Below are 20,205 nucleotides of genomic sequence, written 5' to 3' on the forward strand. Positions count from 1 at the left end.
CCGGTCAGCTTCCCAGGACGGGCTGTTCGACCGGGCGGCATACGGGCTTGCGCCGCACCGGACGGTAATAGCGCTTGCGCGGCGCGGCGCGATAGACGTGCCGTTCGCGGACGGTTTCGACATATTCGGTCGTCGTCGTGGTCACGATCGGGGCCGACTGGATCGTCACGACCGTGGTCGTCGCGCCCGGATAGGCATAACCGCCGCCGTAGCTCGTGGCGTATCCGCCGCCATACCCAGAAGAGGTCGAATAGGTCGTGACGTTGCCGTTCTGGACGATCGGCGGCAGCGGCGCGGGGTAGCGCTGCGGCGGGTAGGCTCGGCCGTAACCACCGGCCTGATCGTAGCCGCCGGCGCCGTAGCCGCTATCGTCATAGCCGCCGTCCCAATCCAGCCCGTTGACCGAATCGTAGACCCGACCGCGCTGGTCGAGCAGCACGGCGTCGTCATAATAGCGATACCAACCATATCCTGCGGGCGGAGCCGACAGACCGTAACCGGCAAAGTCGCCTATAAAGAAGTTCGGCGAAGACCAATACCGCGGCAGGCGATAGCCGCGTGACGGCTGGCGATAGGCGTTCCACCCGCCCGGTGCGTTGGTGCCGCCCTGCCAATGGCCGCCCGTGCCGCCGCCCCAGCGTTGCCGATCGGGCCGGTTTACGGGTCGCGTGCCGTTGTACGACGGGTGCGGTGCGTTCATCGGCGGCCGCTGCATTTGCTGCTGCGGCTGCGGTTGTATCTGCATTGGTGCGGGCGGCGCGGGCATCGCGCCGTTGGGCATCGGGTACGGCGCCCCCGGAACAGCCCCACCACGGACGCGCTGCGCATCTGCCTGTCCCGCGCCAAACGCAGTGGCCAACGTCAGTGTGGCCAATATCAAGGGTCGCATCGTCAAACCTCCGGAACCGCGCCGCACACAAAGTGTGTACGAAGTGTTAACCCGTCAGCTACCATTTCGCTCATCGCGATTCTAGATTAACGGCTGTCCCGTTTCGGATCAGCTGGCAATGCGCGGCGCGAGCAGCGCCATCAGCGCTTCGCAGCCCGCGGCATCGGCCGCATCGAAGCGCGCCGCGCTCGGGCTGTCGAGATCGAGCACGCCGATCAGCCGCCCGTCATGGACGATCGGCACGACCAGCTCGGAGCGACTCGCCGCATCGCAAGCGATATGGCCGGGAAAGGCGTGGACGTCCTCGACCAACTGCGTCGTACGCGTCTGTGCGGCGGCGCCACACACACCGTCGCCGATCGCGATGCGGATGCAAGCCGGCTTGCCGAGGAACGGGCCGACGACCAGCGTGTCATCAAGCAGCCGGTAGAATCCCGCCCAGTTGAGATCGGGCAGATACTGCCAGATCAACGCGGCGGCATTCGCCATATTGGCGACGGCGTCGGATTCGCCATCGGTCAGCGCATCGAGCGCCGAATGGAGGTCGCGGTACAGCTCGGTCTTCGAGCTTTGGTCGATCGTGAAGTCGTACATGCCCTGCCCCTACCGCGTTCGCACCGCATGTGAAAGCGCGCCTGCATGATCGACCGCGCCACGCTTATCTTTTAGGGGTGCGCGATGGCCGCCATCCCGATCACCCGCTCGATCAGCATCGACAGCGACGAACTCCAGGAATCGTTCACCCGCGCCGGTGGACCAGGGGGCCAGCACGTCAACACCACCGACAGCGCGGTGCTGCTGCGCTTCGACGTCGGCGCCTCGCCGTCTCTGCCCGATGCGGTCAAGAACCGGCTCGCTGTGCTGGCGGGATCGCGGCTGACGCGCGACGGCGTGCTGGTGTTGCGCAGCGAAGGCGCGCGCTCGCAACTCCTCAACCGCCAGGAAGTCCGCGAACGCCTCGTCGCGATGATCCGCGAGGCGACGATCGTCCCCAAGCGCCGCCGCCCGACCAAGCCGTCTAAGGCCGCAAAAGCGAAGCGGCTCGACGGCAAGACCAAGCGGTCGAGCGTCAAGTCGCTCCGCGGCAAGGTGACCGACTAGAGATCGCGCAAAGCGCTCGCAGGCCGCGCGCGCAGCGCCGGGAGGCTCCCCGCCAGCCCGGTCCCGAGCGTCAGCGCGACGGCGGCGCCGAGCGTCATCGCGATCACATCCCAGCGCGGCGCCCAGCCGATCTTGAACACTTGCGTGACGACATACCAGCCCGCTGCCGATCCCATCGCCAGCGCCACGACGACGAGGACGAGCGACAGGATCGCATATTCGAGCGCTTGCGCGCCGAGCACCTGGCGACGACTGCCGCCGAGCAGCTTGAGGATCACCGCATCGTAGCGCCGCGTCGCGCCCGATGCCGCAACCGCGCCGATCAGCACCGCGATGCCAGCCGCAACCGTCACCGCCGCCGCCGCGCGGATCGCGAGCGCGATCTGGCCGAGGATCGCACTGACCTGTCCGATCACGTCGCCGACGCGGATCAGCGTGACCGAGGGCAAGGCCGTCGCGACCTGGCGGGCGATCGCGCCGTCGCTTGCCGGGGCGGCATAGACGCTCGCGAGCAGGCCGTGCGGCGCTTCCTCGATATAACCGGGCGAGAAGACGATCGCGAAATTGAGGCCGAGCCCGCCCCAGTCGATCTTGCGCAGCGCCGCGATCTTCGCGGGCACATCGACCCCGAGCACCGAAACGGTGATCGTGTCGCCGATCTTCAGCCCGAGCGCAGCGGCGGCCTTGTCCTCGAGCGACACCAGCGGCGGCCCGCGATAGTCGGTGGGCCACCACCGCCCGGCGACGACCGCATTGCGCGGCGGCAGCCGAGCCGCCCAGGTGATCGTCCGGTCGCCGCGCAGCACCCACGCATCGGCCGGGAGCGTCTTGATCGCGCTCACCGGCACCCCGCGCAGCGCAACGATTGATCCGCGGAGCGACGGCAGCGCCTCGATCGTCGCACTCGGTGCCGCGCTGCGCACGGCGCGCGTGAACGTCGCGGCATCGTCGGGCTGCAAGTCGATCGCGAAGAAACGCGGCGCCTTGGCGGGCGCAGCGTTGCGCAGCTCGGCGCCAAGGCTCGAATCGATCACAGCAAGCGCGACGAACAGCGAGAAGCCGAGCCCGAGCGCAACGACGAGCCGGTCGGTCTGGGCGCCGGGGCGGTGCAAATTGGCGATCGCCAGCCGCAGCAGCGGACGGCGCGCACGCGGCAGCCGCGCCGCGATCGCGCGGATCGCGATACCGCAGCCCCACAATAGCGCGATCAACGCGAGGATCGCGCCGACGAAGCCGAGGGCAAGCAATCGATCCGACGCCGTCGCAACCGCGAGCGCGATCAGCGCCACGATCAGCACGACCATCCCGCCAAACACGCCGAGGCTCGGCCAGCGCCGCGCCGACAGCGTATCGCGCAGCAGCGTCGCCGCCGGGACCGAGCGCGCGCGTGCCAGCGCGGGAAGCGCGAAGAGCAGCGCGACCAACACCGACAGGCTCGCCGCGGTGAGCAAGGGCACCGGATACACGCCGAGCCGCGGCGGCACCGGCAACGCCGAACCGGCAAAGGCCGTGACGATCCACGGCAGCGCCGCCCCCACGATGAGCCCCGCCCCGATGCCGACCGCCGCGACGACGCCGAGCTGCGCCAGGAAGATCGCCGCAATCGTCCGCGACCGCGCGCCAAGCACCTTCAGCGTCGCGATGATCTTCGCCTTGCCGGCAAGGTAGGCGGCCACGCCGCTGCCGACGCCCACCCCGGCAATCGCCAGCGCGGCAAGCCCGACGAGCAGCAGGAATTGCCCGAGCTGCGCGATCCCGCGCCGGAAACCGCCCGCCGCCTGGTCGCTCAGCTTCGCCGACCAGCCGGCGCCTCGAAACTGGCGGAGCACGGCATCGCGAGCAGCCGGCGCCCGTCCGGGCTGCGCGAGCACGATACGGTAATGGCTTTCGTACAAGCTGCCGGGCTGAAGCAGCGCCGTCGCGTCGAGCCCGGCGAAATCGACCAGCACCGGCGGCCCCAGCGCGAAGCCGGCCCCGAGCCGGTCGGGTTCGTTGGCGATCAGGCCAATGACGCGGAGCCGCGCCCGACCGAGCGAGAGTGTATCGCCAGGCTTCACGCCAAGCCGATCCGCCAGCGCCGACGCAATCGCGATCTCGCGGCCATGCGGCCGCTCTGCCAGCGCCCCCGGCGCAAGGCGGAAGCGCCCGAGCAACGGCCAGGCGGCATCGGTCGCGCGGAGATCGACCAGCACCGGCGCTCCGCCCGCACTCGCCATCCCGCGCAGCGAGAGCGTCTCCGAGACGCGCCCGATCCGCCCGAACGCGGCGAGCTCGTCGACGCTCGCGCGGCGCTGCGAGACGTTGAACTCGACGTCACCGCCAAGGATCTGGCGCGCATCGACATCGAGGGCGGCGATCATGCTCGCGGCAAGGCTGCCGATCCCGGCGAGCCCCGCGGTCCCGAGGAACAGGCAGATCGCGAGCAACAGCAACCCGCGCCCGCCGCGCCGCAAATCGCGCAGCGCCAGCCGCCAGACGAGCGTCACGCGCTACGCCGATCGCCGACGATCCGCCCGTCGCCAAGCTCGATCACGCGGGCGCAGCGCGCCGCCAGCCCCGGATCATGGGTGATGATGAACAACGTCGTCCCGCTCGCCGCATGCCGCGCGAAGAGCAGGTCCATGATCGACGCGCCCGTCGTCGTGTCGAGATTGCCGGTCGGCTCGTCGGCGAAGATCAGCGCCGGGCGCCCGACCAGCGCGCGCGCGATCGCGACGCGTTGCTGCTCGCCGCCCGACAGTTGCGCCGGGTAATGGCCGATCCGGTGGCCGAGCCCGACCGCCTCGAGTTCGGCCGCGGCACGCGCGAAGGCGTCCCCCTCCCCGGCCAGTTCGAGCGGCACCGCGACATTTTCGAGCGCGGTCATCGTCGGAAGCAAGTGGAAGGCCTGCAGCACGATCCCGATCCGTCCGCGCCGCGCGACCGCGAGCGCATCCTCGTCGAGCGTGGTGAAATCGAGCCCGGCGACCGACACGGTCCCGCCGGTCGGGCGCTCGAGCCCGGCCAGGACTGCCATCAGCGACGATTTTCCCGATCCCGACGGCCCGAGCAAGGCGACGCTGTCGCCCGCAGCGACATCGAGATCGACCCCGCGCAGGATCTCGACGCTGGCGGGCGGACGCCCGAGGACAAGCGAAACGTTGCGCGCGGCGATCAACGCGCTATCGACGGTGGATGGCATCATCGGTCTTCCTTGGGCGATATCGCTGGCAACGGCAAATCGTCGCCAGCGGTCTCGCGTTGCTTTCGGTCGTCGTTCCGTTCGGGGCGACCGCCTCGCCCAAGGCGCCGCTGATCTGGGCGTTCGGCGACAGCCTCACCGCGGGCTATGGCCTGCCCCCCGAAGCGGGCTTCACCACCAAGCTGCAGGCCGCGCTGCGACGCGCCGGGATTGCGGCGACGGTCCGCAACGGCGGGGTCGCCGGCGATACCGCAGCGCAGGCGCGCGCGCGGCTGCGTTGGGGGCTGCGCGGGCTCGGTGCGACGCCCGATCTGGTGATCGTCGAGCTCGGCGCGAACGACATGCTGCGCGGGCTTCCCGTCGCGCAGGCCAAGGCAAACCTCGACGCGATCCTCACCGAGCTGCAGGCGCGGCACATTCCCGTGCTGCTCGCCGGCATGCGCGCGGCGCCGAACCTCGGGCCCGACTATGTCAGCGCATTCGACGGCGTGTATCCAGCCCTTGCCAAGGCCCATGCGATTCCGCGCTACCCCTTCTTCCTCGACGGCGTCGCCGGGAACCCCCGGCTGATCCAGGCCGATGGCCTTCACCCCAACGCCCGCGGCGTCGACATCATCGTCGGCCGCTTGCTGCCGAGCGTGCGCAGCGCGCTTGCGCAGGGTGCCCGGCAATGAACCTCGACGACCAGTTCCTGCGCTATTTCGGGAGCAGTGACCTCGCCGCCGTCACGCCCGCCGCCTTGCAGGCCGGGATCGAACATATGCGCGTCGATTTCGGGCTCGAGCAGGACCGCGATCGGCGTTTCGGCCTGTGGACGCTGCTCCACATGCTCGGCGCGGCACCCGAACTCGACGTCGCGTTCACATCGAGCGCGGACCAGGCGGCGGCGCGACGCTTCATCGAGCTGACCGAACAGCACGAAGATTGAGCGCACGCCGCCGCCGGACGCGGTGTCAGTCGGCGACGTCGATCGCATGCGTCACGATGATCTCGGGCCGCGCCGTCGCGATATCGCGCGCGGCAAGACCGAGTGCCTTGAAATGGTCCGATGCCATATGCTGCTGCACGGCGGCGTCGTCGACGTAGAGCTCGTTGAACACGAAGCGCTGCGCGCCCTCGGTCTCGCGCCACAATTCGTAGTGCAGCACACCGGGCTCGGCACGCGATGCGGCGACGCAGGTGCGTGCGGCGGCGATGAAATCCTCTTCCGAACCAGGTTTGACGGTGATGAAGGCGACGATCTTGACGGCCATGAAATTCACTCCTGTTTCGTGAGCCCAGACCTGGGGTCTCGCGCGCGGCAAAGCAAGCGATGCGCAGGGTGAGGCCGGGAAACAATGGAACCCGCGCCATCTCGGGTCATTGGACGGTCGTGCCCCGCTGCCCGGAGGTTAGGAATCCCGTCATGCGCCGTCTTCTCCCGCTCCTCCTGGTCGCGACCGCCTCATCGGCGATGGCGCAAGAGGCGGCACCGTCCCAGCCCGCGCCAGTGACGATCCCGCTCGGCGCTAATCTCGAAAATTTCGCCTATCCCTTCCCGGTCCGCTGGTACGAGACACAGTCGCAAGGCGCGCCGGTGCGGATGGCGTATCTCGATGTCGCGCCGACCACGGCGGCGAACGGCAAGACGGTCGTGCTGCTTCACGGCAAGAACTTCTGCTCGGCGACATGGCAGGATACGATCGTCGACTTGGCGGCGCACGGCTACCGCGTCCTCGCGCCAGACCAGATCGGCTTCTGCAAATCGTCGAAGCCGACCGGCTATCAGTACAGTTTCGACGCGCTCGCGACGCTGACGCAAGCGCTGCTCGACCAGGCCGGCGCGGGCAAGGTTCTGCTCGTCGGGCATTCGACCGGGGGCGTGCTCGCGGTGCGCTTCGCCTTGCTCTATCCCCAGCGAGTCGAGCGGCTCGTGCTGGTCAATCCGCTCGGCCTCAACGACACGCTGGCGCAAGGCGTGCCCTATACCGAGCTTGGCGCGCTGCGGCAGGAAGAGGCGAAGACGAACGCCGCGTCGATCAAGGCGTATCAACTGCGCACCTATTATCATGGCGAATGGCGCCCGGCGTATGACCGTTGGGTGGCGATGCTCGCTGGGCAATATGCCGGGCCCGATGGCGAGCGCGTGCGCGACGCGCAGGCGCGGCTGTCGGATATGCTCGAAACGCAGCCCGTCGCGGCCGAACTCGACCGCGTCGCCGCGCCGGTGTCGCTCATCATCGGCCAGCGCGACGTGACCGCGTTTCGCGCCAATACCGCGCCTGCGGACGTCCGCGAGCAGGTCCAGACGGTGCCGCAAGCCGCCGAAGTCGCGGTCCGTCGCTTCCGCGATGCCCGGATCGTACGCATTGCGGGCGCCGGCCATGCGCCGCACGTCGAGGATCCAGCCGGCTTCGCGCCGCTGTTACGCGCCGAACTTGCGCGCCCGTGACTCCTGAAACGGCCGAAACGTGAAGATAATTTCACGCGACAGCGTGCAACCAGAACGGCAAGGCCCGTGTTTTCAGATCCTCTGCAAAGGACATTGTGTATGCGTATCGTTTCGCTCATTGCCGTTTCCGCCGCCCTCGCCTCGGCCTCGCCGGTGCTTGCCAAGGGCTGCATCCGCGGTGCTGCCGCCGGCGGTGTTGCGGGCCATTTCGTCGGCAAGGGCCACGCCGTGATGGGCGCCGTCGCAGGCTGCGCGATCGCACACCACCACTACGCCAAGCAGGCACGCGCGCAAAAGGCTGCCGCGCGCGCACAGCACTGAGCGACTATCCCACCACGCCCGACGGGCGCTATTTCGTCGTGCGCGGGCGGCTCTGGCGCAAGAGCAATCCCGCGCTCGACGCAGCGACCCGCACGGCGCTGGTCGGGGACTTGATGGATGCACGCCGCGCGGTCGGCGCGGCGCTGCGGGCCAAGGACAAGACCGCGGAACAGACCGCACGCGCCGCGGTCGATACCGCCAAACACGCGCTCGGCGAACGCGGGCCGGTCTGGTGGGACGATGCCGCGCCTGATTACACGCGCCACATGGCGCGCAATACGCCCTACGCCGATTGGTTCGCGGGGCTCAGCTAGCCCGGCGTTTGCGCATGGGCGCGTCGGCAAGTTCGATCCAGACGGGGGCGTGATCGCTCGTCTTGTCCCACCCGCGCACATCGCGATCGACTTGCGCGTCGACCAGGCGACCGGCGAGCGCAGGGCTCAGCAGCAAGTGATCGATCCGCAACCCCGCATCGCGCGCATAGGCGTTCCGGAAATAGTCCCAGAAGGTGTAGATCGTCGCATCGGTGTGAATCGTGCGCAGCGCGTCGGTCCACCCCTGCCCCACCAGCCGTGCGAACGCTGCGCGGATTTCGGGCGCGAACAGCGCATCGTCGATCCAGCGCTCGGGCTTGTAGACGTCGCGCTCGGTCGGCATCACGTTGAAATCGCCAGCCAGCAGCACCGGCAGACCGGACTCGAGCAAATCCGCGGCATGCGCGATCAGCGCGTCGAACCAGTGCAGCTTGTACTCGAATTTCGGCCCAGGCCGCGGGTTGCCGTTGGGCAGGTACAAGCCGCCGATCAGCACCCCGTTGACCGCCGCCTCGAGATAGCGACTTTGCGCAGGGTCGGGATCGTCGGGCAAACCCCGCCGCGTCTCGTGGATCTCACCGACGCGACTGAGCAACGCGACGCCGTTCCAGCTCTTCTGTCCATGCCAGATCGCGTCATAGCCAAGATCGCGGATCGCGGCCTCGGGGAACTTGTCGTGCGGTGCTTTCAGTTCCTGCAGCACCACGACGTCGGGGGCACTCTCGGCGAGCCAGCGCAACAGCACGGGCAAGCGGCCGTTGACCCCGTTGACGTTGTACGTCGCAATCTTCACGCAGCTTCGCTGGCCGGGCGGTCGCTTGCCAGCGCGAGCGCCTTTACGACCATCGCGTTGACATCGACGCGCGCCTTTAGCCGCGCGGCGAGCAAGGCTGTGCCGCTGATCTTGCGCTGGACGAACAGCGTGTCGATCGGCGGGACGTGCCACGTGTCGCGGTCGGCGGCCATCGCCATCCCCTGATCGCGCAAGACACCGACGAATCCGCGGTCACCGAAGTCGAACGGGCCCGCGCGCTTGAGCTCGACAAGGATTACGTCGATCATCCGATCGACCAGCGCGCCGTGCCGCGCTACCGCTGCATCCCCCAGGAACCCGGCACCGAGCGCGGCGTCGCGCACCGCCGCACGGTCGCCGGAGAACCCGGCTTCCAGCAGCCGCCGATAGCCATCTGCCGTCTCCGGCGCGACCGGGCGGGTCGCTCCGAAATCGAGCAATACGAGCTTTCCGGTCGCGGGCTGATAGCGATAATTGGCGAAGTTCGGATCGGTCTGCATCAGGCCGAACTCGAACATCTCGCGCAGCACCAGCGCCATCAGCGACTCCATCGCCGCATCGCGCACGCTCTGCTCGGCATCGACGAGCGATTCGATCGCCACGCCCTCGACAAAGCTCATCGCGAGGACGTCCGAACCGCTGAATTCGCGGTCGAGCACCGGCACGACATAGGCCGGATCATCCGCCAGCAACGCACCGAAGCGCTCGAGCTGCTCACCTTCGCGGACGTAATCCGCCTCTTCGTGGAGTTGCCGCTTCGCCTCGGCGAGCAGCGGCGCGATGTCGATCGACTTGGGCAGCGCGCCGGAAACGCGCAGCAGCGTCGCGACGTTGTCGACGTCCGAATCGATACTGTCGCGGACGCCGGGATATTGCACCTTGATCGCCAGATCGCGCCCGTCCGGAGTCCGCGCGCGGTGGACCTGGCCGATCGACGCCGCGGCGAGCGGCCCGGCATCGAAGCGCGCGAACCGGCGCCGCCAATCCTTGCCCCAATCGCGCGCGAGCACTTGCTGGAGCTGCGCCGGCGGCATGTGATGCGCATTGTTGCGCAGCCGCGCGAGGATCTGCGACAGCTCGGGCGGGAGGAAATCGCCCGAATCCATCGAAATCATTTGCCCGAGCTTCATCGCCGCGCCGCGCAGGTGCGAGAGCTGATCGGCGACGCGCCCGATATTGGCGGGGGTGAGGAGCAAGTCGCTCATCTTCGGCCGCTGGCCATCGGCGATCCGACGCGCGCCTTCCGCCAGCACGCCGCCCGCGACCCCGCCGGCCAACCGCCCGAACACCCCGAGCCGCGCGATGCGCCCGCTGGGAACGGATTTTCCGCGAGAGTCGCGATCGTCGGTCATGCGGACGCCTTCACCAAAATCGGCTCCCCGGCACGCCCTTGAACGGCCCGGCAAAGGCGGAGGTGATCCACCCGCCATAAAAACCCCCCGGCTGCGGCACGACGGTCTCGCCATTCACGCTGCAGCGATCGAACGGCGCGGCGTAGAAGGCGACATGATCCTTCAGCAGCGCAAAGGGGCGAGTCGGGCTCGGATAGCTCCAGCCGACGCTTGGCAGCGTCTCGCCGTCAAGCACGACGTCCCAATAGGTCGCCGCCCCCTTCCATTCGCAGAACGAACTGCCCGGACCGCGGCACAACGCGCTTTCCAGAATATCGGCGCGCGGGATGTAATAGCTCGGCGGATGGCTCGTCTCGAGCGTGCGAATGCTTGCGCGCGTATCGGCGAGCACGACGCCGCGATGCTCGATCACGATCCGCGCCGAACTCGGCTCGGCGATCGCGGGGCGCGGGAACGACCAGACGCTTTCCTGGCCGGGCGCTGGTGGAATCGGTTCGGGTGTCATCGGCGGTCCCATCCCAAAGCGAGGCGCTGCAACCGAGGGCGGACCCGTAGAAACAGACGATAGGCGTGTTCGAGCATCGCCAATATGTGGCGATTGCGCGCCACCAATCCAAGCGGCCGCAGCACCGGAATCGCGCGCCACATCGCGGCGAACGCCGCGGCGCCCGACAGGATCTGGCCTTCCTCGCGCGCGTGGAAGCGCGCCAGAAGATCGGCGCGGTCGATCGGACAAGCGGCGGGAGCATCGCCCGAAACGTCGACAAACTCGATCCGCTGCGCCCGGTCGAGCCGCCGTATCCCGGCGATCTCGCGCCGACACAGCGGGCAACCGCCGTCAAACCAGACGGTGACGCGCTTCGATCCAAGGGGGGCTTCACGGTTCATGCGATTGCCTAACGCCGGAGTGCAGCGTTCGGATGCACCCGGACGCGGGCGCTGGCAATGCGTCCGTTGCGACGCGATCGACACCCTGCTGATGGAGACGCACCAGTCGCGGTTGACCCCGATCATGTCACTGCCGCTTGCTCCGGCCGCGCGCGCATCGCATGGAACGACGATGACCAACCGTTGCGGCACCGCCCTCTCGACCCCGCGCCTGCGCGCACTGATCCTTCTCGCCCTTGCAGCGATGCCGAGCGTGGCGCTCGCGCAGGAACCTGCGCAGGGCGATCCGTCACAGGGCACCGGGCCGCTCCCAAACAATGTCGCGCCAAGTCCGACGCCGATCTGCACGGACCGCCCGACGCGCGCGAGCGTCGCGTGCACCGTACCCGCCGGCGCCTTTCAGCTCGAAACCGATTTCATCGACTGGACGCGCGAGACGCTCGACGGCGTTCGCACCGATACGATCCTCTACACCAACCCCACGCTCAAATACGGCGTCGGGAAGCACACCGATGTCGAGGTCAACATCGCCCCGTACCAGACCGTCCGCACGCGGATGGCCGATGGCAGCGTGACGACCGACGGCGGCGTCGGCGATCTGTTCGTCCGCGCGAAGCAGCGACTGACCGCCGACAGCTCGATGACGCACGTTGCGGTGATCGGATCGGTCAAGGCGCCGACGGCCGGCTCGGTCGTCGGCAATGGCAAATGGGAGGGCAGCGTTGCGCTTCCGGTCAACATCCCCCTGCCCGCCAAGTTCACGCTGACCACCAGCCCCGAGTTCGATATCTCGGCCAACCAGGGCTCGCCCAACCAGGACACCGTCACGGGCCATCATTTCGAGCTCGTCAATCTCATCAACCTGTCGCACCCGGTCGGCAAGAATGCGACGGTGTATGCCGAGTTCTGGACCAAGGAGAGCTTCGAGCCGCGGCATAACACGCAGCAATATTCGGCCGATCTCGCGGCCTCGTATCAGCTGACCAAGACGCTCCAGCTCGATGCCGCCGCGTATATCGGGCTCAATCGCGAAACCCCTGGGCTTCAGTTGTATACCGGCCTGTCGACCCGCTTCTAGCCGCGGCTGAGCGCGACGAGGCTGCGGAGCAGTTCGTCGCGCCGGAACGGCTTGGTCAGCCGCGGCAGATCGGGCGCGATTCCTTCGCTCTCGGCATAGCCCGAGATTACCAGCACGGGCAGCGCCGGATCGCCGCGCAGCAGCCTCCGCGCGAAGTCCGATCCGGTCATTCCCGGCATCAGATGGTCGGTCACCACCAGATCAGGCGCCACACCGGCGTCGATCAGCACCAACGCCGCCTCCGCCGAGTCCGCCTCGACCACGTCATATCCCAGCTCGCCGAGCATCGCTGCAGTGCTCAAGCGCACGAATTCCTCGTCATCGACGAGCAACGCCGTCCCGCGCGATGCCTCGAGCACGGGCGGCACCGCTGCGGAGACGAGCGGTGCCACAGCCTGCCCTTGCGGGAGCCATAATTCGACGCACGTGCCCTCCCCCGCCGTGCTGCGCAGCCGCAACGCGCCACCGAGCTGCGAGGCAAGGCCGTGGACCATCGACAGGCCGAGCCCGGTCCCCTTGCCGACCCCCTTGGTCGAAAAGAACGGCTCGACCGCGCGCGCCATCGTCTCCGCGCTCATCCCGGTGCCCGTATCGGTGACCGACAGGCAGATGTAGCGGCCCGGTGCGAGATCTCCGTCCTGCGCGATCGTCTCGGGCATCGCCGCGATCCGCAGCGTTCCGCCATCGGGCATTGCGTCGCGGGCATTCACCACCAGGTTGAGCAGCGCCATCTCGAGCTGGTTCGGGTCGGCAGTGGCGGTGGGGAGGTCATGGGGGGCCTCGACCAGCACGCGGATCTGCGGACCGATCGTGCTGGCGACGAGATCGATCATCCCGCGCACCAGCGCAGCGACGTCGAGCGCAACCGCCTGCAGCGGCTGCCGCCGCGCGAAGGCGAGCAGCCGCTGGACCAGCGTCCGCGCGCGTTCGGCCGACAGCGCCGCGCCGTCGATCAAGCGCTTCTCGCGCTCGCCGCCGAGGCCCTTGCGCTGCAACAGATCGAGCACGCCGACGATCGGTGTCAGCAGATTGTTGAAATCGTGCGCGACGCCGCCAGTCAGCTGGCCCATCGCTTCCATCTTCTGCGCCTGGCGCAACGCCTCCTGCGCGGTTGCGAGTTGGGCCTTCGCGCGCAGCCGTCCGGTCACGTCGCGCGCATGATGAAACGCGCCGATGATCCGCCCGTCCGCGTCGCGCAGCGGGGAATAGCGGATTTCCCAGCTCGGGGCTTCGATCTCTGGATTGCCGAACTGGGCTTCGGTGACGAAAGTTTCGCCGTGCAAGGCACGCGTCATCAAGGCCTGCATCGCCGCGCGCTGCTCGGGAACGAACAGTTCGAAGAACACGTCGCCGAGCTTGGTGTAGGAACCGTGGCTTCGGAAAAAGGCGTCGTTATGCGCCTGGTTGAACGCGATTAGACGATAGTCGGTGTCGAACGCGCAAATCGCCGTGGCGTCCGACTGGATGATGTTCTCGTGCAGCAGCAGGGCCTGGGTGCGCTCGACCACCGTCGCCGCGAGCGTCGCGTTGAGCTTGGCGAGCGCGTCACGATCCGCGCGGCGCTCGGTCACGTCCTGCACCACGCCGAGCAGCCGCACCGCGGTGCCGTTCGCATCATATTCGAATTCGGCGCGACGTTCGATCCAGCGCACTTCCTGCGTATCGGCGCGACGGATGCGATATTCGACTTGCAACGCCATCGCCTGCGAGGCTCGCACCGCGGCATTCGAGCCGATCGCGGCATCCTCGGGCAGGATCATGTCCTCGATCCGAGTCACGTCGGTCGTTCGATCGTCGGACAGGCCGAACAAATGGTAGAACTCGGCGGATCCGGTGAACGTTCCCTCCGCGAGGTCGACCGTAAAGACGCCGATGTGCCCCGCTTCCTCGGCGCGACGCAGGCTTTGCTCGGCTTGCTGAAGCGCAAGGTCGACGCGGCGCTTCGATTCGACCTCGACGACCGTCGCAGTCGTCTCGCTGGTGATGCACAGCACCCCGGTGATCGCGCCCAGATGATCGAAGACGGGCGAGAAGGAAAAGGTCCACCACGTTTCCTCGGGCTCGCCCCAGCGCGCCATCGGAACGGGATGATCGACGACGCGGAACGGCGTACCGCGCAGGGCATCGAGGAACATCGGTTCGACCGCAGCATAAGCATCGGCCCACACCACGTCGAAGCGCGCGCCCATCGCACCGTCGATGCGTGGCCCGAGGATCGGCGCATAGGCGTCGTTGAAGAAGAAGGTGCGTGTCTCGCCCCACACCAGGTACATCGACTCGGGCGACGCCAGCAGCAGATGAAGCGTCGTCTTGAGCGATGTCGGCCAGCCCTCACGCGGGCCCAGCGGATGCGCCGCCCAGTCGACGGCGTCCAGCAAGTCGGCCACGCGCGAGCGCGCAGCGGTTCCGCTGCGTTCCGGCATGCCGTCTTGCGTTCCGCGTACCAACCCTACCTCCGCAAGCGGCATGCGCGCGCATGCCGGAGAATAGCGTTACCGTGCTCGTAGGGCACATCGCAACCTCTGATCACACCAGCAATTTCGACGATTGTGGCGAGGGGTGCCGCAGGCCCACGCGTCGGTCCTCGCCGCGATTACGAATATGCCCGCAAGCCGCTGCAGCGGATGCCGATGGAGCGCTCTACGGGTAAGCCCGTATAGCGAGCGCGCGTTCAAACGGCGACGAGCGTCGGGTCGGTCGCCGGATCTCGCGCGGTTGCGCGCGGGGCCGCCGCGTCGGCAGCTGGTCCTGCCCCGGGGCCCTTGCGGAGCCGCTCATGTCCGATCCCCTTTCCCCCGAACAGGTCGCGGCGCTCGACGCGTATTGGCGCGCGGCGAACTATCTTTCGGTCGGGCAGATCTATTTGCGCGGCAATCCGTTGCTCGAACAGCCGCTCAGCCTCGCCGACATCAAGCCGCGCTTGCTCGGCCATTGGGGCACGACGCCTGGCCTCAATTTCATCTACGCGCACCTCAACCGGCTGATCGTCGCGAACGATCTCGACATGATCTATATCATCGGACCGGGGCATGGCGGCCCCGGACTGGTCGCCAATGCCTATCTCGAAGGCTCCTACACCGAGCATTATCCGGCGATCGAGCGCAGCCGCAGCGGCATGGAGCGGCTGTTCCGCCAATTCTCCTGGCCGGGCGGGATCCCGAGCCATGTCTCGCCCGAATGCCCGGGGTCGATCCACGAAGGCGGCGAGCTCGGTTATTCGCTCGCCCATGCGTATGGCGCGGCGTTCGACAATCCCGACCTGATCGTCACTTGCGTCGTCGGCGATGGCGAAGCCGAGACCGGGCCGCTCGCCGCGAGCTGGCACAGCAACAAGTTCCTCAACCCGGCGCGCGACGGCGCGGTGCTGCCGATCCTCCACCTCAACGGCTTCAAGATCGCCAACCCGACGATCCTCGCGCGGATCGGCAAGAGCGAACTGACCGAGCTGCTCCACGGCTATGGCCACGAACCGTATTTCGTCGAAGGCGACGACCCCGCGTTGCTCCACCAGCAGATGGCCGCGACGCTCGACACGGTGCTGCGTGCGATCAAGACGATCCAGGCCGATGCGCGCGAAGCCCCCGCCACTTCCCACGGACGCCCGCGCTGGCCGATGATCGTGCTGCGGACGCCGAAGGGCTGGACCGGCCCCAAGATCGTCGATGGTTTGCCCGTCGAAGGCACATGGCGGGCGCATCAAGTCCCGATCGCCAATTTCAAGAAGCCCGAGCATATCGGCCAGCTCGACGCCTGGATGCGCAGCTATCGCCCGGCCGAGCTGTTCGACGCGAACGGCAAGATCACCGAGGCGATCTCGGCGGTCGCCCCGACCGGGCATCGCCGGATGAGCTCGAACCCGCACGCCAATGGCGGCGCGCTGCTCCAGCCGCTGTCGCTGCCCGACTTCCGCGACTTCGCCATCGCGCTCACCGCTCCCGGCGCGGTCGAGGCCGAAGCGACGCGCGTGCTCGGCCAGTATCTGCGCGAGGTGATGCGGCTCAATCTCGACAGCCGGAACTTCCGCCTGTTCGGGCCCGACGAAACCGCCTCGAACCGGCTCGACGCGGTCTATGACGTGTCGGGCAAGGCGTGGATGGCCGATGTCGAAACGGTCGACGTCAACCTGAGCCCGAGCGGGCGCGTGATGGAAGTGCTGAGCGAGCATCTCTGCCAGGGTTGGCTCGAGGGGTATCTGCTCACCGGTCGGCACGGCTTCTTTTCGTGCTACGAGGCGTTTGCCCACATCGTCGATTCGATGCTCAACCAGCATGCCAAATGGCTCAAGGTCAGCCGCAAGATCGCGTGGCGGCGCCCGATCGCCTCGCTCAACTATCTGCTCACCTCGCACGTCTGGCGGCAGGACCATAATGGCCTGTCGCACCAAGACCCGGGCTTTATCGACCAGGTCGCCAACAAGACCTCCGATATCGCGCGCATCTACCTCCCGCCCGACGCCAATTGCCTGCTGTCGGTGGCGGATCACTGCTTGCGCAGTCGCGACTACGTGAATTTGATCGTCGCGGGCAAGCAGCCAGAGTGGCAATGGCTCGGTATCGATGAGGCGGTGCGGCATTGCACCGCGGGCGCGGGGATCTGGCACTGGGCGGGCGTGCAGGACGACGCGCCCGATGTCGTGATGGCGTGCGCGGGCGACGTGCCGACGCTCGAGGCGCTGGCGGCGGTGATGCTGCTGCGCGAGCAAGTCCCCGACATCCGCATCCGCTTCGTCAACGTCGTCGACCTGATGGTGCTCGAGCCGAGCGATCAACATCCGCACGGACTCGACGATCACGCCTTCGATGCGCTGTTCACCACCGACACGCCGGTGATCTTCGCGTTTCACGGCTTTCCGGCGACGATCCACACGCTGACCTATCGCCGCACCAACCACCCCAACATCCACGTCCGCGGCTTCAAGCAGGAGGGCACGACGACGACGCCGTTCGACATGGTCGTGCTCAACGATCTCGACCGCTATCGCCTCGCGCTCGACGCAATCGAGCGGATCCCGCGGTTGAAGGCGCAAGTGCCGGCGGCGCGCGACCGCTATTGGGCGGCGATCGAACGCCACAAGCTCTACATCGCCGAAAATGGCGAGGATCTGCCCGAGATCCTGGACTGGCGCTGGTCGGCGTGACTGCTGCCGGCGAAAGCGCGGGCACGGTGATCCTGACCTTCAATGGGGGATCGTCGTCGCTCAAGTTCGGGCTGTTCGATGTCGCCGGAGCCAAGGCCGAGCCGCTGCTGACGGGAGAGATCGAGACCGAGGGCGGCGGTGCGGTTCGGCTGCATGCAGCTTCCGCCACCGGACGCTTCCATGTCGATCACTCGCTCGGCGAGGCCGCGCCAGGATCGTGGATCGGCCACGTCGTCGATGTGCTCGAACGCTCGGACCTTCCAGCACCGGCCGCGATCGGGCATCGCCTCGTGCACGGTGGGCCGCGCTTGCTCGCGCCGGTGCTGATCGACGATGCGGTGCTCGATCAGCTTGAAAGCGTCCGTAGCTTCGCGCCAGTCCATATCCCCGCCGCGCTGGCGACGATCCGTGTCGCGCAAGGACATTTCCCAGGTTGCCCGCAGATCGCGTGTTTCGACACCAGTTTTCACACGACGATGCCGGCGGTGGCGAGCACGCTCCCGCTCCCCAAGGCACTGCGCGATCGGGGAGTACGGCGCTACGGCTTCCACGGCCTCTCGTGTGAATCGATCGTTCGGCACCTCGGGCCGGCTTTGCCCGAGCGGCTGATCATCGCGCATCTCGGCAATGGCGCGAGCGTCACCGCGGTGCGCGCCGGCCGTTCGATCGACACCAGCATGGGGCTGACCCCGACCGGCGGGCTGATCATGGGGCGGCGCACCGGCGACCTCGATCCCGGCATCCTCCTGCATTTGCTGCGCGACTGCGGCTACACGCCCGCGACGCTCGCCACGCTGGTCGACCGCGAGAGCGGAATGCTCGGCATATCGGGGATCGACAGTGATTTGCGCAGGCTCAACGCCGCCGCGCCGACCGAGCCCGACGCCGCGCTTGCGATCGCGATGTTCGGGCACTCGCTCGCCAAGATGCTCGCCGCGATGGCGTGTTCGCTCGGTGGGGTCGACATGATCGTCTTCACTGGCGGGATCGGCGAGCATGATTGCGGGGTGCGAGCGACCGCCGCGACGGCGCTCTCCTGGATGGGAGTCGCGCTCGATCCCGCCCGCAATGCCGCTGGCGCCGAGACGATCAGCGGCGATTCCTCGCGCGTCGTGCTCCGCGTGCTCGCCGCGCAGGAGGACGCGCAGATCGCGCTGCACAGTGCCGACTTGCTCGGCGCGAGCAACCGCTCACTCCGCGACGACGAGCCCGTCTAGCGCCCGAACGATCGCGCGCGCCTGGCCGCGGACTTCCTCAAGGTGGCGCCGCGCCCAGCCCGGCTCCATGTCGGGGGTAATATGGCCGAAATGCACGTGCCGCGACGGCGCCATCGCAAAGGCGTGTTCGATATAATGGTCGAACGCCTGGGTCAGCGCGCGCAACTGGCCCATCTCGTCGAGCCATATCTCCTTCAGGCCCGAGGTCGTGAAACTGAGCAATTGCTTGCCCGCCAGCACGCCCTTGGCGGTACCCTCGTAGACCGCGTCGGGCAGCACCCCGCTGCCGAGCACACGCTCGACATAGCCCTTGAGCATCGCCGGTGGCCCACCGAACCAGATCGGATAGACGAGGACGAAGACGTCGCTGTCCTTGAGCACCGCGAGCTCTTCGGCGACGTCGGCAAACTGGCGCTCGCCTGGCCCCGGGCGCTCGGCCGATTTCAGCACGGGATGGAACCCTATCGCATAGAGATCGCGGACGATCACCTCATGGCCTTGCTCGCGCACCGTCGCGCTATACGCTGCGGCCATCGCTGCGTTGAAGCTGTCCTGCTCGGGATGGCAGAGGATGACGACGTGCCGCGGTGGCTTGGAACGAGTGTCAGGCATGCGAGATCTCCTTGTAAACGCGATACCCTGCGGTGCTGGACCGCGCGCTACGGGATTCTACGGAGGACCGCGCGGATGCGTTCAGTGGCTCAGCACCAGCGGCAGTTTGCAAATGCCCAGCATCCGCTTGGTCACCCCGCCGAACGTCTCGAGCAGGCGACCGTGGGTGTAGCCCCCCATCAGGATGTAATCGGCGTTGAAGCGTTCGGCTTCGGCCTCGATCAAACGGTCGGGGGCGGTTAGTCCATCGTCGATCGTCCGGATGGTCGCGTGGATGCCATGACGCGAAAGATATTCCGCCGCCTCGGTCGGCTCGGTGCGCTCGCCGCCATCGCGCGCCATGAAGATCTCGACCGCGTCGGCAAGCGCCAGCAGCGGCACGCAAGCCCGCAGCGTCGCGGCTGCCGATCCCTGACCATCCCAGGCGATCAGCACGCGCGCGAGCGCAAGCCGCGTCAGCGTGTCGGGCACCGCAACGATCGGCGTGCGCGCTTGCATCAGCACGCGGCTCGCGACGTCTCGCATGTCGGGATCGCGGTCATCGGTGAGCTTGCGGCTCAGGACGATCAGGTCGGCGAGCTTCGCCACGTCGAGCACCGAGTCGGCAAGGGGCCCAGTCGCGTCGGTCCAATCCCAGCGTACATCCTCGCGGGCGAGCCGCGCGACGATTTCGGTCTTGTTTTCGGATTCGCGAGTCCGTTCGTCCTCGAGCAGGCCGACCGCGGCGATGCCATAATAATCACCGTTGAGCGTTGCCGGAACCACGACGTCGACGCACGACAAATGGCCGTCGAGCGCACGGGTCAGATCGAGCGCAGCCTGGATCCGCGATTCCTGCCCGGTATCATCGTGCACGAGCAATAGAACATTCTTCATCGCCGCCTCCCTTGA

The 20,205-nt window shown here is 67.7% G+C and carries 21 protein-coding genes; 9 read left to right on the top strand and 12 right to left on the bottom strand.

Annotation, left to right across the window (positions count from 1 at the left end):
• Positions 1 to 4 precede the first annotated feature (4 nt).
• Positions 5 to 700 carry an RcnB family protein gene (locus IE187_RS01055; RefSeq protein ID WP_229839167.1) on the bottom strand — a complete coding sequence of 232 codons (696 nt, stop codon included), beginning with the start codon at positions 698 to 700 and terminating at the stop codon, positions 5 to 7.
• Positions 701 to 997: 297 nt separating this feature from the next.
• On the bottom strand, positions 998 to 1,483 hold the full coding sequence (locus tag IE187_RS01060; RefSeq protein ID WP_189674757.1) for a free L-methionine (R)-S-oxide reductase MsrC: 486 nt from the start codon (positions 1,481 to 1,483) through the stop codon (positions 998 to 1,000).
• Positions 1,484 to 1,567: 84 nt separating this feature from the next.
• On the opposite strand from IE187_RS01060, the gene arfB reads away from it, so the two are divergent.
• A complete protein-coding gene (arfB, locus tag IE187_RS01065) occupies positions 1,568 to 1,990 on the top strand; it encodes an alternative ribosome rescue aminoacyl-tRNA hydrolase ArfB (protein WP_189674758.1) in 423 nt (140 codons plus the stop codon).
• Here arfB and IE187_RS01070 read toward each other — a convergent pair.
• Entirely contained in the window at positions 1,987 to 4,476 is a 2,490-nt protein-coding gene (locus IE187_RS01070; RefSeq protein WP_189674759.1) for an ABC transporter permease, read from the bottom strand. The two genes, arfB and IE187_RS01070, sit on opposite strands and share 4 nt — an antisense overlap.
• Positions 4,473 to 5,174, bottom strand: a complete 702-nt coding sequence (locus tag IE187_RS01075) for an ABC transporter ATP-binding protein (RefSeq protein WP_438810903.1) — start codon at positions 5,172 to 5,174, stop codon at positions 4,473 to 4,475. Before IE187_RS01075 ends, IE187_RS01070 begins: the two co-directional genes overlap by 4 nt.
• On the opposite strand from IE187_RS01075, the gene IE187_RS01080 reads away from it, so the two are divergent.
• Both IE187_RS01080 and IE187_RS01085 read left to right on the top strand, forming a co-directional pair.
• On the top strand, positions 5,165 to 5,845 hold the full coding sequence (locus IE187_RS01080) for an arylesterase (RefSeq protein ID WP_189674760.1): 681 nt from the start codon (positions 5,165 to 5,167) through the stop codon (positions 5,843 to 5,845). The two genes, IE187_RS01075 and IE187_RS01080, sit on opposite strands and share 10 nt — an antisense overlap.
• Positions 5,842 to 6,099, top strand: coding sequence for a hypothetical protein (locus IE187_RS01085; protein WP_189674761.1), 258 nt, complete (start codon positions 5,842 to 5,844; stop codon positions 6,097 to 6,099). The genes IE187_RS01080 and IE187_RS01085 overlap by 4 nt, the downstream gene beginning before the upstream one ends.
• 25 nt (positions 6,100 to 6,124) lie before the next feature.
• On the opposite strand, the gene IE187_RS01090 is transcribed toward IE187_RS01085, so the two are convergent.
• Positions 6,125 to 6,424 (bottom strand): putative quinol monooxygenase, encoded by a 300-nt coding sequence (locus tag IE187_RS01090; protein WP_133188336.1) that lies wholly within the window; start codon positions 6,422 to 6,424, stop codon positions 6,125 to 6,127.
• Between the two features lie 152 nt (positions 6,425 to 6,576).
• Here IE187_RS01090 and IE187_RS01095 point away from each other — a divergent pair, with 152 nt between their 5' ends.
• The 3 genes from IE187_RS01095 (at position 6,577) to IE187_RS01105 (ending at position 8,237) form a co-directional block, all read left to right on the top strand.
• Positions 6,577 to 7,602 carry an alpha/beta fold hydrolase gene (locus tag IE187_RS01095; protein WP_189674762.1) on the top strand — a complete coding sequence of 342 codons (1,026 nt, stop codon included), beginning with the start codon at positions 6,577 to 6,579 and terminating at the stop codon, positions 7,600 to 7,602.
• A gap of 99 nt (positions 7,603 to 7,701) precedes the next feature.
• Positions 7,702 to 7,923 (top strand): hypothetical protein, encoded by a 222-nt coding sequence (locus IE187_RS01100; RefSeq protein ID WP_133188340.1) that lies wholly within the window; start codon positions 7,702 to 7,704, stop codon positions 7,921 to 7,923.
• Positions 7,924 to 7,961: 38 nt separating this feature from the next.
• Positions 7,962 to 8,237: a hypothetical protein gene (locus IE187_RS01105; RefSeq protein WP_229839168.1), complete on the top strand. Its 276-nt coding sequence runs from the start codon at positions 7,962 to 7,964 to the stop codon at positions 8,235 to 8,237.
• On the opposite strand, the gene xth is transcribed toward IE187_RS01105, so the two are convergent.
• Genes xth through IE187_RS01125 form a run of 4 tightly spaced genes read right to left on the bottom strand, consistent with a single transcriptional unit; the run spans position 8,230 to position 11,270 of the window.
• Complete coding sequence (gene xth, locus IE187_RS01110) at positions 8,230 to 9,030, bottom strand: exodeoxyribonuclease III (protein WP_189674763.1); 801 nt, start codon at positions 9,028 to 9,030, stop codon at positions 8,230 to 8,232. The two genes, IE187_RS01105 and xth, sit on opposite strands and share 8 nt — an antisense overlap.
• Positions 9,027 to 10,382, bottom strand: coding sequence for an ABC1 kinase family protein (locus tag IE187_RS01115; protein WP_189674764.1), 1,356 nt, complete (start codon positions 10,380 to 10,382; stop codon positions 9,027 to 9,029). Before IE187_RS01115 ends, xth begins: the two co-directional genes overlap by 4 nt.
• Before the next feature lie 10 nt (positions 10,383 to 10,392).
• The gene (locus IE187_RS01120; RefSeq protein ID WP_189674765.1) at positions 10,393 to 10,887 is read right to left on the bottom strand and encodes a DUF427 domain-containing protein; all 495 of its coding nucleotides are present in this window, start codon (positions 10,885 to 10,887) and stop codon (positions 10,393 to 10,395) included.
• The gene (locus IE187_RS01125; RefSeq protein WP_133188348.1) at positions 10,884 to 11,270 is read right to left on the bottom strand and encodes a thiol-disulfide oxidoreductase DCC family protein; all 387 of its coding nucleotides are present in this window, start codon (positions 11,268 to 11,270) and stop codon (positions 10,884 to 10,886) included. Before IE187_RS01125 ends, IE187_RS01120 begins: the two co-directional genes overlap by 4 nt.
• 172 nt (positions 11,271 to 11,442) lie before the next feature.
• Between IE187_RS01125 and IE187_RS01130 the strand changes: the two genes are divergently transcribed.
• Positions 11,443 to 12,348 carry a transporter gene (locus IE187_RS01130; protein WP_229839169.1) on the top strand — a complete coding sequence of 302 codons (906 nt, stop codon included), beginning with the start codon at positions 11,443 to 11,445 and terminating at the stop codon, positions 12,346 to 12,348.
• On the opposite strand, the gene IE187_RS01135 is transcribed toward IE187_RS01130, so the two are convergent.
• Positions 12,345 to 14,735: a hybrid sensor histidine kinase/response regulator gene (locus tag IE187_RS01135; RefSeq protein ID WP_229839170.1), complete on the bottom strand. Its 2,391-nt coding sequence runs from the start codon at positions 14,733 to 14,735 to the stop codon at positions 12,345 to 12,347. The two genes, IE187_RS01130 and IE187_RS01135, sit on opposite strands and share 4 nt — an antisense overlap.
• Positions 14,736 to 15,124: 389 nt before the next feature.
• On the opposite strand from IE187_RS01135, the gene IE187_RS01140 reads away from it, so the two are divergent.
• Positions 15,125 to 17,485, top strand: a complete 2,361-nt coding sequence (locus tag IE187_RS01140) for a phosphoketolase family protein (RefSeq protein WP_189674767.1) — start codon at positions 15,125 to 15,127, stop codon at positions 17,483 to 17,485.
• Complete coding sequence (locus IE187_RS01145; RefSeq protein WP_189674768.1) at positions 17,482 to 18,702, top strand: acetate/propionate family kinase; 1,221 nt, start codon at positions 17,482 to 17,484, stop codon at positions 18,700 to 18,702. Before IE187_RS01140 ends, IE187_RS01145 begins: the two co-directional genes overlap by 4 nt.
• On the opposite strand, the gene IE187_RS01150 is transcribed toward IE187_RS01145, so the two are convergent.
• Together IE187_RS01150 and IE187_RS01155 are read right to left on the bottom strand one after the other, a co-directional pair.
• Positions 18,676 to 19,314 (bottom strand): NAD(P)H-dependent oxidoreductase, encoded by a 639-nt coding sequence (locus IE187_RS01150; protein WP_189674769.1) that lies wholly within the window; start codon positions 19,312 to 19,314, stop codon positions 18,676 to 18,678. The two genes, IE187_RS01145 and IE187_RS01150, sit on opposite strands and share 27 nt — an antisense overlap.
• Before the next feature lie 81 nt (positions 19,315 to 19,395).
• A complete protein-coding gene (locus IE187_RS01155; RefSeq protein WP_133188358.1) occupies positions 19,396 to 20,190 on the bottom strand; it encodes a universal stress protein in 795 nt (264 codons plus the stop codon).
• Positions 20,191 to 20,205: the final 15 nt, after the last annotated feature.

The organism is Sphingomonas glacialis (assembly GCF_014653575.1).
Lineage (GTDB): Bacteria > Pseudomonadota > Alphaproteobacteria > Sphingomonadales > Sphingomonadaceae > Sphingomonas > Sphingomonas glacialis.

Bases quoted from the DNA above. Each gene is read 5' to 3' on its own strand.
- IE187_RS01055 (WP_229839167.1), bottom strand. From the start codon at position 700: ATGAACGCACCGCACCCGTCGTACAACGGCACGCGACCCGTAAACCGG.
- IE187_RS01060 (WP_189674757.1), bottom strand. From the start codon at position 1,483: ATGTACGACTTCACGATCGACCAAAGCTCGAAGACCGAGCTGTACCGC.
- arfB (WP_189674758.1), top strand. From the start codon at position 1,568: ATGGCCGCCATCCCGATCACCCGCTCGATCAGCATCGACAGCGACGAA.
- IE187_RS01080 (WP_189674760.1), top strand. From the start codon at position 5,165: ATGGCATCATCGGTCTTCCTTGGGCGATATCGCTGGCAACGGCAAATC.
- IE187_RS01075 (WP_438810903.1), bottom strand. From the start codon at position 5,174: ATGATGCCATCCACCGTCGATAGCGCGTTGATCGCCGCGCGCAACGTT.
- IE187_RS01085 (WP_189674761.1), top strand. From the start codon at position 5,842: ATGAACCTCGACGACCAGTTCCTGCGCTATTTCGGGAGCAGTGACCTC.
- IE187_RS01090 (WP_133188336.1), bottom strand. From the start codon at position 6,424: ATGGCCGTCAAGATCGTCGCCTTCATCACCGTCAAACCTGGTTCGGAA.
- IE187_RS01095 (WP_189674762.1), top strand. From the start codon at position 6,577: ATGCGCCGTCTTCTCCCGCTCCTCCTGGTCGCGACCGCCTCATCGGCG.
- IE187_RS01100 (WP_133188340.1), top strand. From the start codon at position 7,702: ATGCGTATCGTTTCGCTCATTGCCGTTTCCGCCGCCCTCGCCTCGGCC.
- IE187_RS01115 (WP_189674764.1), bottom strand. From the start codon at position 10,382: ATGACCGACGATCGCGACTCTCGCGGAAAATCCGTTCCCAGCGGGCGC.
- IE187_RS01120 (WP_189674765.1), bottom strand. From the start codon at position 10,887: ATGACACCCGAACCGATTCCACCAGCGCCCGGCCAGGAAAGCGTCTGG.
- IE187_RS01125 (WP_133188348.1), bottom strand. From the start codon at position 11,270: ATGAACCGTGAAGCCCCCCTTGGATCGAAGCGCGTCACCGTCTGGTTT.
- IE187_RS01130 (WP_229839169.1), top strand. From the start codon at position 11,443: ATGACCAACCGTTGCGGCACCGCCCTCTCGACCCCGCGCCTGCGCGCA.
- IE187_RS01140 (WP_189674767.1), top strand. From the start codon at position 15,125: ATGTCCGATCCCCTTTCCCCCGAACAGGTCGCGGCGCTCGACGCGTAT.
- IE187_RS01150 (WP_189674769.1), bottom strand. From the start codon at position 19,314: ATGCCTGACACTCGTTCCAAGCCACCGCGGCACGTCGTCATCCTCTGC.
- IE187_RS01155 (WP_133188358.1), bottom strand. From the start codon at position 20,190: ATGAAGAATGTTCTATTGCTCGTGCACGATGATACCGGGCAGGAATCG.